Source organism: Maribacter sp. (assembly GCF_039968975.1).
GTDB lineage: Bacteria > Bacteroidota > Bacteroidia > Flavobacteriales > Flavobacteriaceae > Maribacter.
In genome coordinates, this window is the sequence record NZ_JBDVOT010000143.1 from 22,548 (window position 1) to 34,955 (window position 12,408).

Consider the following 12,408-nt stretch of genomic DNA (forward strand, 5'->3'; position numbering starts at 1 on the left):
TGTTTTCATTTGTTAGTAATTATTATTAATAGTTAAAAATTAGGCGGAGACTTATATTTCTGCCCATATCGTCTGCAAAATATCGTTGGCGATTTAGATAATCACGATAATTGGTGTTTAATAGGTTGCTTGCACTAAGACCTATATTTAAATCATTTTTATTTTTTATAGTAAAAGATGCTTCGGTGTTCAGTGATAAAAGGTGATAAGCATCTGGTGGTGTATTGATATCCAATATTACATTTTCTTGCTGTTCTGGAGAAAATACCTCAATGTTATCTGGGTATCTTGTTTGTTCAAATACATACTGACTTTCTAAACTAACAAGAAAGTTGTTCCATTTAGGGTTTGTATATCTAATACTATTAGTAAAATTTGCAGCAGGTATATTTATAAGTGGCGTATCTGTTTCTGTATCTGTTCCTCTTACCCAAGCAAACTTATGATCTGTTCTAATATGTGATGACCAATTATTATATAATGAAGCATCTACACCTAATAGTACGGCATCAGTCTGTCTATAAGACCATACAGGAAAAGCACCTCTAATCGTGAATTCAACCCCTGTTGGTTCAACTTGTATAAAGTCTTTTATACTGTTTAGAAATGGAGCAACAGTATAGCCCCAGGTACTGATGTTTCTTTCTAAAGATGCTGAAAGTTTGGATGATGTTTCGCTTTTAATTCTTAAATCGCCTAATTCTATACGTGCCGCAGAATGGTGTAGACCATCGCTGAATAATTCTGACGGATTTGGAGCCCTTTGTGAATAAGCATAATTAAGACGTAAATGATCTTTATCATTCAATTTGTAATGCAATCCTGCTGTGCCAGAGAAATTATGGTAGTCAAAAACAGGATTAACAAGTAATTGAGTACCTAAATCTTCAATAATGATATCGGCAAAGTCTACATCATATCCACGTTCTTCCCAACGGGAAACTCTATAGAATTTTTTTGCATCTATTCTACTAAAGTCATAACGAGCCCCAGCATCTAAAGTCCAATCATTATTGAGTTCATAGCTACCAATAGTGAAAAGCCCAAAATCGTACTTATCATAATCAGGAATCAATCTTCTTACGCCTGTATCAGGATTTGCAAAGTTGGTTTGATATCTACCTAATGCTCCTACTTTGAGGTCAAAACCTTCTTTAGCATCAAGTTTAATATTGGTTAAAACAGAATGTGTTGTTAGTTTTAAATCTAACGATGCTTTGTCTGCATCATCACCTACACGTATATCATATTCAAATCTCCTGTTTTGCTGAAAATCATATTGAGTAGTCCATTTTCCAAATCCTTCAAACCTACGATAGTAGCTAAGTTTTCCTAAATGGTGGGTAACATCTTGGTAAGGTTGGGTAATATCATAAGTAAAATCATTGATTATACTAGGTACATCACTATTGATGGCATTAATTAAATCATCTACGTTACCAATATGTGAGGCTCTCAGTATACCGATTTCTGAATTAAAGTAAGAGTAATACCCTTCCCAGCCTTGTTCAAAATCACGTTTTCCTATATTTAATGATAAACCACTTTCATTAATACCAGTGTTTGAAAGTATATAATCCGGTGCTTCTAAATCTCCTAATTTTTTGTAAGATCCCTGGGCTTTTATGTATAACCCAGATTTGTATGATTTGGTCAGCGAAGATGTAACGTTACCGCCACGACCATTTGATGAAAAATTTAATTGTGTTTTACCAAATAAAGAGTCTGTTCTAACCACAGGCAATGGTTCTAGTACAATTACTCCGCCAATAGCATCACCACCATATTCTATTGCAGCGGCTCCTTTAATAACGCTAATGTTTTGGTTAGCATTGACATCTACGTTAGGGGCATGTTCTTCTCCCCATTCCATGTCCTGCATGCGTACGTTATTGTTTAGAATTAAGATTCTACTACCGTTTAAACCTTGTATTACTGGTTTAACAATATTTCCACCAGTGTTCAAGGTTGAAACACCTGCAATTTTCTTTAAAGCATCGCCTAAACTATTACCGCTGTTTCGTTCTATATCTTTTACGGATAAGACATTTTCTTGTGCAGAGTTGGTACTTTTAGGTATATCGCCAATTACCTTCACTTCTTTTAACTCTTCTAAATGATGTTCTAGTCTAATCTCAGAAAAGGTGTTACCATTTATGCTAACAGTAACAAATTTGGTGGTACACTCTGGGTGTGATATTTCTAATTCTATAACTCCATCACATAGATTTTTAAAGGTAAATTTTCCATTGTCTTTAGAAACTGTAGAAAGATTTTTACCAGTGATATTAATAGTTGCACCACTCAACGTACTGTTGTCATGGAAATCAACTATTTCTCCTAATAAAATTGAATTGCAATCTTGAGCGTACATCGCTGAGCTACAGAAGATTGCGAAAACATATAAATATAATTTCATTATATAAGTTTAGCGCTTATGTATATCGTTACAGAAATGTAAATCGATAAGTTCTTTAGATAGGGTATTAACTAAGGAAAGGGGGAGGTCTGCCAAATAGAGCATGCCTAAAAGAAAAGGAAGGAGCATCAAATACTAAGGGTGATATTCTTTCACCTGTAAAAGCGATTAATGGTAATAGGATAAAAACTAAAGTCGCAACAAAGGTAAAATCTGAATTATAATTTTCTACTGCCAAATCACAAATGCTGCAATTTTCTATCGAGTCGACCTCATTGTCTTGATGTGTATAAATGTGAAAAGAAATCACCTTAATTAACATAAGGCAAAACAAAATAAACACAGAAAAATATGTAAATATTGATTTCTTCACAGAGCTAAATTACTAAAAGAAGTAGAATTGAATGTTAAATAAAACCTAACAAAATTAATTAGAACAGAAAACCTAGACCTAATCTTGTTAGCATCTTTTTTTCAAAAGCCCAAAAGAATTTGAATTGTCCAAATAACCAGCCGTATATTACTAATAGTATCTGATAAAAAGGAAAAATTAAAAGAATTCGTAAAATCCAGTAGATTGTTGTTCCCCACCATGCATCAGGAAAATTAGCTTGTTGTAAGCCTATTAAATTTAAAAAAGGTTTAGCAACAAAGACAGAAGATGATCCTGTAATGGCAAATACAATAAAAATAATGGTTAATTGAAAATTGCTGGTTACGCCCCAGCGCTCTTTTAATTTTTGCATGACATGTATTAAATGCCGCAAATATACTTTTTATATACGGGGTACAAAAGGTCCTAATCGTTGATTGTACTTTCTTTGAAAATAGATGAAATAATTATATAATTTATAGTTGACTTCATACCCATAGTCTATTTGGCTAGAATAATCAATTTGTAGTTCATATAAATTGGGGTCAAATCTAGAGGGTTGTATAACTCTATTGTTCCATTCTAAAACCATCATGTAATTTCTATTCTCAAGAAAGCTTTGAGAATAATACCCCTCAGGTTTTGCAACCGAGCTTAACCAGACATTAAAACCTGGTTCTATAATAATTATTTCGTATTCTGTAGTATTACTTGAAATGGTAATGGTGTCACCTTCAACTTGCTTAAAGGCCTGCTCTTCATCACTAGATATAGATAATGATTCTTTTGTAGATCCGCAACTAACCATACATGATGCAAGCACAGCAAGTAAAAACAAATTCTGAAATAGTAAACAGGTCTTTTTCATAGAATATAAGATACAAAAAAACCCGCTTGCAGCTGCAAGCGGGTTATATAAATAGAATTTTATAAAATTATTTACCGAATAGACCTCCTAAAAGACCTCCGATACCGCCACTACTTTTATTGCTGCCCATTACCATACCGGCAACATCGTCTAAAATACTGCCATCACCATCCGCATCTAACAAAGAAGTGATTAAGCTTTGATTTTCTTGTGGTTGTCCACCTAACATGCTACCTAAAAGAGCATTCATGCCAGTACTGTCACTTACATTACTTTCAGCAGTTTGCTTTCCTATCATTCCCATAACAATAGGAGCAGCTATTTTTAGAATTTGTGCAACTGATCCAGAATCTAAACCAGATTTTGCACTAAGGGCATTTTCTACCTGAGGTTGTTTGTCACCAAACACATGACCCAAAATACCTGCGCCGTCTGCCATTACGCTATCATCAACGCCACCGCCAAAAAGACCGCCTAAGTTATCTAAAATACCACCTGAATGATTACTGGATAATGCACTCATTAAGCCTTGAGCACCTTCTGGGGTAGAAACATTTTTTTTCATAGCGCCAAGTATTAGTGGCATAGCCATACTTAGTACGTTTGCAGTTTTGTCTGCTGGTTGATTTGTTTGACCTGCAACTCCGCTAATTAATTGTTGCCCCATTGGGCTATTTAGTAAATCTAATAATCCTGCCATTGTAATTAGTTAATTTAATGTTTATGCTGTAAAATACGAAAAAGCGTTAACAATATTGACTTTTTAGATGCTATTTTAACAGTGATATTATTTGTTCTGCCAATTCTAGGCCTATTCTCTCTTGAGCTTCTAATGTAGCTGCACCAATATGTGGTGAAAGAGAAATACTGGAATGCATCAATATTTTAATTTCTGGTTTTGGTTCAGATTCATAAACATCTAAGCCTGCAAAAGCTACTGTTCCATTTTCTAAAGCTTCAATCAAAGCAACTTCATCTAAAACTCCACCTCTGGCAGCGTTTACGATGCCTACACCTTTTTTCATCTGAGCAAATTCAGATTTACCAAGTACATACTTGTCTTGACCTGGAATATGTAATGATATGTAATCTGCTTGTTGAAGTAAATCTTCTTTTGCTGTATTTTTTAAATTGAATGTCATTGTCTGACCATCAAAAAAAGAAAGTTCAATACTAGTTTGGTCCACTTCAGGGTCACAATACAACACATTCATACCTGCGCCAATGGCAAGTTTTGCGGTTGCCTGACCAATGTTTCCAAAACCAAAAATACCAAGAGTCTTACCTCTTAATTCAGTTCCTTTTGAATATGATTTTTTAAGTCCTTTAAAGTTGCTATCACCTTCTAATGGCATGTTTCTATTGGCGTCGTATAAAAAACGAGCACCACCAAAAAGATGACCAAAAACCAATTCTGCTACAGACTCTGATGAAGCTGCAGGTGTGTTGATAACGTGTAGACCTTTTTCCTTTGCGTAATCAACATCAATATTATCCATGCCAACACCACCGCGACCTATTAGTTTTAAGGTAGGGCAGGCGTCTATTAAATCTTTTCTAACCTTAGTAGCACTACGTACCAATAAGGCGTCAATCTTATGTTCGTTTATATAATTGACAAGCTGTTCTTGAGCAACAGTTGTTGTTGAAATTTCAAATCCTGATTTCTCTAATGCGGCTATACCGTTCTGAGAAATACCATCATTTGCTAATATCTTCATATATTATTCTAAAATTTTATGTGGAGTAGGTTGTAATTGCAAGGTTTTGCAATGTACTTGTTTACCCTTTTCGCTCCATTTCACTCATTACATCAACCAATACGCCAACGCTTTCTAATGAAAGGGCATTGTACATACTAGCTCTATAACCACCTACAGAGCGGTGACCGTTTAAGCCATTAATCCCTGCTTCTTTTAGCATACTGTCAAAAGTTGATTTTAAAACCTCATCTGTAATATTGAAGGTTGCGTTCATTAAAGAGCGATCTTCAATATTTGCAAAACCTTCGAATACAGGGTTTAAATCTATTTCAGAATATAATAATCTAGCTTTTTTCTCATTCACTTCTTCAATAGCGGTAATACCACCCAGGTTTTTAAGCCATTCTAAAGTAAGCATTGATGTATATACAGCAAATACTGGCGGAGTGTTAAACATGCTATCTTTTGCAATATGCACTTGATAATCAAGCATAGAAGGAATTTTCCTAGAAACTTGACCTAAAATGTCTTCTTTAACAATTACTAATGTTGTCCCTGCAGGACCCATGTTCTTTTGTGCACCTGCATAGATTAAATCAAACTGAGAAAAATCCATAGTTCTAGAAAAAATATCAGAACTCATATCACAAACTAACGGGCAATCTGTTTTTGGAAATTTCTTAAATTGAGTTCCAAAAATGGTATTGTTAGAGGTAATGTGTAAATAATCTAAACCAGTTGGTACTGAATATCCTTTAGGAATGTATTTAAAGTTTTCATCTTTTGAAGATCCAACTTCAACTACGTCTCCAAATAATTTTGCTTCTTTTATTGCTTTATCACTCCAGGTACCAGTATTCAAATACCCAGCTTTTTTTTCCAATAAGTTATATGCAACCATTAAAAACTCAAGACTTGCTCCGCCTTGTAGAAATAGTGCTTTATATCCTTTATCCTTTAAATCTAATAGTTCTAGTGCTAAAGATCTTGCATTTTCCATCACGGCAACAAAATCTTTACTTCTGTGTGAAATTTCTACAAGTGAAAGTCCAGAACCATTGAAGTCCATAACTGATTCAGAAGCTTTTAACAATACTTCTTTTGGTAATATACAAGGACCGGCGCTAAAATTATGTTTTTTCATTTGTGTGTAAATTAAGGATGCAAATGTCAGGATTTTTTCAAGATTTGTCTATACGTAACAGTATTTAATTCTACGATGTTCTCAACAAGAAATCAACCGTGTCTATACCATCGGCATAATCGCTTAATGATGGTTTTTGAGTATTGCCAAATGAAATTTCCCCATCAGTAAAGCCTGAAGATACAATACATTGAATTTTATCTTCTTGATTTTTTAAAGTTGACTTTAAGCTAGAAATGTCATCATAATATTCATAAAATAACGATGCAATAGGGGAGCCGAAACTTTCTTCTTCCTTTAAGATAAGAAAACCGTTATCTAATATCTTAAACTCGCTCATTAAATAAACCGCCTTATTGTAGTCGTAATTGTTGGCATATTTATTATGGTTTATAATATCGTTATATGGAAACATTGCTTTAAAGAATGTATCTATCGTGTAATCTGTTGGAATATATATTTTTGAGACACTTCTGCATCCCAATCCAAAATATCTAAAAATATCTTCACCTAAAGCTGTTAGTTCTTCAGTTGTTTCTTTACCGTTAAGTACCGCTACAGAGTTTCTGTTTTTACGAATAATATTAGGTTTTTTACTAAAGTAATATTCAAAATATCTTGCAGTATTATTGCTGCCGGTTGCTATTACGGCATTATAATTTTCAAGCTTTTCTTTTGTGAAAGTCACCCTGTCATTAAAAATAGGTTCTATCTCTGTTAGATAATCAATAAGTAGGGGTATAAGTTTTTGGTCGTTACTTGATAGTTTTACCAGCGCCTTATTTCCGGTGATTAAGACACAAAGAAGATCGTGAAAACCCACCAAAGGAATATTACCTGCCATTATTAAGGCTACGGTCTTTTCTTTATTGGATTCTAAATCATAACCGCTTAACCAATTGTCTATACTATCTTTTGTGAGCGTATTGCCCCATTCTTGAAAGGCATGAATACAATTTTCTTCTGAAAACCATCCATTATAATGTTGTGCTCTTTCGGCTTCAGTTTTAAATCGTTCAATCCATTTGTCATTTAAATGCTCGGAAATGGTATTAGTTGTGACTAAATCACAAAATGTTCTCAGAAAATTTCCAAGTTTAACAAAAGCTTCTATACTAGGGTTGCTATGGGTCATTATATTTGTATACTAGTTCACTAGGAATTACCTTTGTGCAAAAATAAGCATGCCCGTTCTTTTTTGGGCATTTTAACGTAGAAGAAATTATGGCAATTATAATAACAGACGAATGTATTAATTGTGGGGCTTGTGAACCAGAATGTCCTAATACCGCAATATATGAAGGAGCAGATGAATGGAGATATGCTGACGGTACTTCTTTGGATGGTAATGTTGTGTTGCCAGATGGTAAAGAAGTTGATGCCAACGATGTTCAAGAACCTATTAGTGATGAAGTATATTACATAGCACCAGATAAATGTACAGAATGTATGGGCTTTCATGAAGAACCTCAATGTGCTGCTGTTTGTCCAGTAGATTGTTGTGTGCCAGATGATGATAATGTAGAAACCGAAGAAGTGCTTTTAGCAAAGCAACGTTTTATGCACCCGGAGTAAACTGTATTTATGAGGACCTTTTTTGAATTGGTCTTTTCCTGTAGGTGAAATTAATAGTGTTCTGTGTTAAATATGCAGTAATAGATTTTAAATCACTTAACGTACTTATATTAAATGAAAAAAGCTACCTAAATCAATAGGTAGCTTTTTTTAAATAAACTAAATCAAAACTAAAATTTATAATTCAACGATAGGTTGAACATTGTACCTAGTTGACTAAAGTGGTAACCATCATACGTCATTTGAGAATAACGTTGGTTGAAAGTTATCAGGTTAGATTGTGTTTGTGTCTGTGCTGGGTCAGCCAAAATAGCATCTCCTGCAGCATTCTGAGAAACAAAATTCCACTCAGGTAATACATTTAACAAGTTGTTGATGTTAAGTGCTATCGTTAACTTCTCTGAAGCACTAAAATTAACACCCAAATCAGTAACTACTTTAGGGTCGAATTCAGTACCAAGGTTGAAATTACCATTTGCATCAGTACTTAAACCTTGTTGAAAAAAGCTTGTTTTACCAAATAACGTATTGTTTAAAGAGAAACCGAATTTGTTAATTTCATAATTTGCTCCTAAAATCCATTTTGTTTTAGGTCTTGAAGTAAAGAACAATGCTTCTTGTGTTTGGTTTACTACAGACTGACCAGAGTTTGCAACTAAATCGATGTCCTTTACAGGTCCGTCAAGTTCATTCTGTATAGTATAGTTACCAGATAAGTTTAAATCTAAACTACCTTCTCCAATTTCTATTCCTTTATAGGCAAGAACTACATCTACACCAGAGGTTTTTGTATCAATGGCATTAGAAAAGAAACTAACATCACTTAAGTTGTTGTTTGCTAAAAGAATATCTAACGGATTAGTAGCATCTCCGCTACCTCCAATTTCATTTCCTAAAACAATTCTGTCTTTTACAGCAATATTATAGTAATCAAAAGTATAGCTAAACTTAGATATTTTACCACCAAAACCAACTGTAAAGTTTGTAGATGTTTCAGCATCTAATTGAGGTATACCCAATAATTTAGCTTGTGTAGATACATTGTTGATTAAACCACCAACTTGTATACCTTGACCTGGTACAAAGCTATACTGCGCTTTTTGCGTGTAGATTTGGTGTAGGGTAGGAGCTCTAAATCCTGAAGATATAGAACCTCTTAATGTAAATGCATCACTAAACTTGTAACGAGAACTAAACTTATAAATAAATGTGTTACCAAAATCAGAGTAATTCTCTGTTCTAATAGTTCCACTTAATAAGAAAGCATCAGTTACATCATAATCTAAACTTAAATATCCACCAATGTTATAACGGTTAAACTTTCCTGAGTTTTGAGGGGAAGCACCTGCAAATGAATCTGCACCACCACCATCATAAGAAGCTAATTCACCTTCTATGATTTCAAAAGTCTCGGTTCTGAACTCGGCACCAACACCAATACTTACTTTATCAGATAATAATCTTGAAATATCTATGTTTCCTACATTGTGAGAGAATCTTGTTCCTCCTGGATCAAATGATTGCTGACTATTTTCTCTATATAGTTCCGATCCTTCCGTAATTTCACCATCATCAACAGAGCCATTTCCATTTGCATCTATGAATACTGATGGAGAATAAACAACATTTCTATTGTGTGTATTGTTTACTTTATAAGTTTGTAAGTTTCCACCTGTTGTAAAACTAGCATCAACGTTCCAATCATTAATAGTCGATTTGAACCCTATTGTAGCATTATAATCACTTAATAAACCTTCAAATGTTGGTAAGTAACCGTCATAGCCACCTGCATTATTTGGGTTGTTACCAGGGAAGAAATCTGCTAGATAAGGATCATCATCAAGAGTTCTCCAGTATGGAGTTCTGTAGTTTGCAAAACTGTTTACAGCTTTGTAAACATATGCTGCATTACCATAAAGAGAAGTATTTTCACTTAGTTCATAACCTAAATTCAGTGAGAATTTAGCTGCGGCAGTTTCAGGAGAACCATTAATATTACCTGCATCTGGGACTCTTGATAAAAATTCTTGAACATCAGCAATATCTGCCCCAAAATCGGCAGCTTCACCTGCGGCATCTACTGTGCCTGGTCTATTAGCTTGGTTTACTTTAGATAAATCTATGGTATAGTTTATAAAACCTTTGTCTTCACCAATGGAGGAGCCATTATTAATAGCTACGCCAAACATTTCACCATCACCTTCAGAAGTAATACCAGTTCTAATTGTTGCAGATCCTTCATTGGGAGAATCTTTTAGGATAATGTTCATTACACCGGCAATGGCATCAGAACCATATTGTGCGGAAGCACCATCTCTTAGTATTTCAACTCTTTTAATCGCATCTGTAGGAATTGCAGAAATATCTGCGCCTGTTTCACCACGTCCAGGAGATGTTTGTGTGTATAATAAGGCACTTAAGTTTTTACGCTTACCATTAATTAATATCAATGTTCTAGATGGTCCCATGTTTCTAATTTCATAAGGATCCAATAAAGAAGTAGCATCATTTACAGGTGTTTGTACTGTGTTAAAAGATGGAATTTTATATTGCAAAGCTTTATCAAAAGTTGCTTGACCCGTTGAGCTTAAATCTTTAGCTCCAATAACATCTACAGGTAAAGGCGTATCTGCATTACTTCTAGGTGCTGTACGAGAACCAACAACAATAAATTCATCTAGTTGCATACCTTCAGAGAGTTGCACGTTAATGGTTTTCTTTCCTGCTGTTGATACTTCTTGTGTTGCAAAACCAATATAACTGAATACAAGTTTAGTGTCACTAGATACGTTAATAGTATAGTTTCCATCGAAATCAGAAGTAGTGCCGTTTGTTGTTCCTTTTTCTACAATATTAACTCCTGCTAGTGGCATACCAGAATCATCAGTTACTGTACCGGTAATACTATTTTGAATTTTTTTATTCAAAGTCATTGCGGTAATACCGTTAGTGGCGGAATTAATTTTAAGAACTTTAGCTCTTTCCGCCTTTTTATGGTACACCACATAATATTTATTGCCTAGATATTCAAAATCAAAACTAGTCTTGCGTTCTAGTTTGTGGATAATTTTATCTAATACAGGAAATTTGTATTCCTCAGGGTTTAAGCTGGTCGATGAGACTAGCGCTGGGTTGTATGTAAAATAAACCTCGTGCTTGGCACTAATTTCGTTAAGAAATTCGCTTAGAGTTACATTTTCTTTGAGTTCATCAGCTGCTGTTACGCTAGTAATGCTTGAAAAAAGCATTACTGCAAGCAGTAATCTCATAAGTTTGTTTGTTCTCATAAATAAATAGTTTAGTTAATAATAGGGTTCTCTTGTATTAGTAATGTGTTCTCTTTGTTTATAATTCTAGTACCTGTTGCTTTTTCAATTGCGGCAATACATATTTTTAAGTTTTGATTAGGAATACCACCGGATATGGGTATTTCTTTTAAGTGTTCAGATTCATATTTGACCTCTAGGCCGTAAGTGGTTTCCAGATTGAACATCACTTCTTTCAGGGGAATTTCGTTGAATGCATAGGTGCCTCCTCGCCATAGCGCATATGGAGTTTTTATATCTACTTTTTTATGTGTGAGCTTTTTACTCTCTTTAGAGAATGAAACTATTTCACCGGGAATCATTTTGGTTATTTCGCCATTTTTAAGTTCTAGGTGAATGGAGCCTTCGTCAAGGACTACATTAGTTTTTTGTTTTCTAGTATTTACATGAAAGTGTGTGCCTAAAACTTCAACTTTAAGGTCATCTGTAATTACCCAAAATTTTGCATTTGTACTCGGTATTGGTTTTACTTTAAAATAAGCCTCTCCTTTCAAGTGTATAAGTCGTGGATTTTCATTGTCATACCAAATTTTGGAATTTCCATTAAGAACTACAGAAGTACCATCTGGTAATTTTAAATCAATGATTTCTCCAAAATTAGTCTTATGTGTAGTGTTTGTGTTATTCGTAAAATAAGAATAACTCGTCCAGGTTAATAAAACCAGTATTACAGCGGCTGCAGCAGTAAATATGGTACTATATAAAGTGCGTGCTTTCTTTTTGTTTGTATTATTTTCAAGATTAAGGTTTATTTTAGGAAGAACATTTGATAATGCTTCATTTACCTTGTCATTGCTAGGGTAATTTTGATCAAATTTTATACCTATTATAATGTCTTTGGCATTCTCGGCCGTAACTACATGTTCTGGGTGATTTTTTAACCAATTATTCCAGTAGGTAATATCATTTTTATTTAGACCTTTTGCCCAATTTTCAAATGAAGAATCAGATAAAAAATAATATAAGTTGAATTTGTTTTTGTTGTTCATTTAGTATGGTA

General features: G+C 34.1%; 10 protein-coding genes. 1 reads left to right on the forward strand and 9 read right to left on the reverse strand.

Features of this window, described 5'->3' with window-relative positions:
- Nucleotides 1–25 precede the first annotated feature (25 nt).
- The 7 genes from ABJI11_RS09575 to ABJI11_RS09605 all read right to left on the reverse strand — a co-directional run bounded on the left by ABJI11_RS09575 (nt 26) and on the right by ABJI11_RS09605 (nt 7,642).
- The gene (locus ABJI11_RS09575) at nt 26–2,419 is read right to left on the reverse strand and encodes a TonB-dependent receptor (protein ID WP_348351591.1); all 2,394 of its coding nucleotides are present in this window, start codon (nt 2,417–2,419) and stop codon (nt 26–28) included.
- 431 nt (nt 2,420–2,850) lie between these two features.
- A complete protein-coding gene (locus tag ABJI11_RS09580) occupies nt 2,851–3,165 on the reverse strand; it encodes a DUF6787 family protein (protein WP_348351593.1) in 315 nt (104 codons plus the stop codon).
- A gap of 30 nt (nt 3,166–3,195) precedes the next feature.
- A complete protein-coding gene (locus ABJI11_RS09585) occupies nt 3,196–3,660 on the reverse strand; it encodes a DUF6146 family protein (protein ID WP_348351595.1) in 465 nt (154 codons plus the stop codon).
- A gap of 67 nt (nt 3,661–3,727) precedes the next feature.
- The gene (locus ABJI11_RS09590) at nt 3,728–4,360 is read right to left on the reverse strand and encodes a DUF937 domain-containing protein (protein WP_348351597.1); all 633 of its coding nucleotides are present in this window, start codon (nt 4,358–4,360) and stop codon (nt 3,728–3,730) included.
- Nucleotides 4,361–4,430: 70 nt separating this feature from the next.
- Entirely contained in the window at nt 4,431–5,381 is a 951-nt protein-coding gene (locus ABJI11_RS09595) for a D-2-hydroxyacid dehydrogenase (protein ID WP_348351599.1), read from the reverse strand.
- Nucleotides 5,382–5,442: 61 nt separating this feature from the next.
- Entirely contained in the window at nt 5,443–6,507 is a 1,065-nt protein-coding gene (gene serC, locus ABJI11_RS09600; RefSeq protein ID WP_348351601.1) for a 3-phosphoserine/phosphohydroxythreonine transaminase, read from the reverse strand.
- 70 nt (nt 6,508–6,577) lie between these two features.
- On the reverse strand, nt 6,578–7,642 hold the full coding sequence (locus tag ABJI11_RS09605) for an acyl-CoA reductase (protein WP_348351603.1): 1,065 nt from the start codon (nt 7,640–7,642) through the stop codon (nt 6,578–6,580).
- 89 nt (nt 7,643–7,731) lie between these two features.
- Between ABJI11_RS09605 and ABJI11_RS09610 the strand changes: the two genes are divergently transcribed.
- Nucleotides 7,732–8,082, forward strand: a complete 351-nt coding sequence (locus ABJI11_RS09610) for a 4Fe-4S dicluster domain-containing protein (protein ID WP_276493100.1) — start codon at nt 7,732–7,734, stop codon at nt 8,080–8,082.
- Nucleotides 8,083–8,252: 170 nt separating this feature from the next.
- On the opposite strand, the gene ABJI11_RS09615 is transcribed toward ABJI11_RS09610, so the two are convergent.
- Complete coding sequence (locus ABJI11_RS09615) at nt 8,253–11,015, reverse strand: TonB-dependent receptor (protein WP_348351635.1); 2,763 nt, start codon at nt 11,013–11,015, stop codon at nt 8,253–8,255.
- A 365-nt stretch (nt 11,016–11,380) separates the two neighbouring features.
- The gene (locus ABJI11_RS09620; RefSeq protein WP_348351605.1) at nt 11,381–12,397 is read right to left on the reverse strand and encodes a FecR family protein; all 1,017 of its coding nucleotides are present in this window, start codon (nt 12,395–12,397) and stop codon (nt 11,381–11,383) included.
- Between the last annotated feature and the right edge of the window lie 11 nt (nt 12,398–12,408).

Excerpts from the sequence above, each read along its gene's own strand:
- ABJI11_RS09575 (WP_348351591.1), bottom strand. The coding sequence starts at position 2,419 with ATGAAATTATATTTATATGTTTTCGCAATCTTCTGTAGCTCAGCGATG.
- ABJI11_RS09580 (WP_348351593.1), bottom strand. The coding sequence starts at position 3,165 with ATGCAAAAATTAAAAGAGCGCTGGGGCGTAACCAGCAATTTTCAATTA.
- ABJI11_RS09585 (WP_348351595.1), bottom strand. The coding sequence starts at position 3,660 with ATGAAAAAGACCTGTTTACTATTTCAGAATTTGTTTTTACTTGCTGTG.
- ABJI11_RS09590 (WP_348351597.1), bottom strand. The coding sequence starts at position 4,360 with ATGGCAGGATTATTAGATTTACTAAATAGCCCAATGGGGCAACAATTA.
- ABJI11_RS09595 (WP_348351599.1), bottom strand. The coding sequence starts at position 5,381 with ATGAAGATATTAGCAAATGATGGTATTTCTCAGAACGGTATAGCCGCA.
- serC (WP_348351601.1), bottom strand. The coding sequence starts at position 6,507 with ATGAAAAAACATAATTTTAGCGCCGGTCCTTGTATATTACCAAAAGAA.
- ABJI11_RS09605 (WP_348351603.1), bottom strand. The coding sequence starts at position 7,642 with ATGACCCATAGCAACCCTAGTATAGAAGCTTTTGTTAAACTTGGAAAT.
- ABJI11_RS09610 (WP_276493100.1), top strand. The coding sequence starts at position 7,732 with ATGGCAATTATAATAACAGACGAATGTATTAATTGTGGGGCTTGTGAA.
- ABJI11_RS09615 (WP_348351635.1), bottom strand. The coding sequence starts at position 11,015 with ATGACTTTGAATAAAAAAATTCAAAATAGTATTACCGGTACAGTAACT.
- ABJI11_RS09620 (WP_348351605.1), bottom strand. The coding sequence starts at position 12,397 with ATGAACAACAAAAACAAATTCAACTTATATTATTTTTTATCTGATTCT.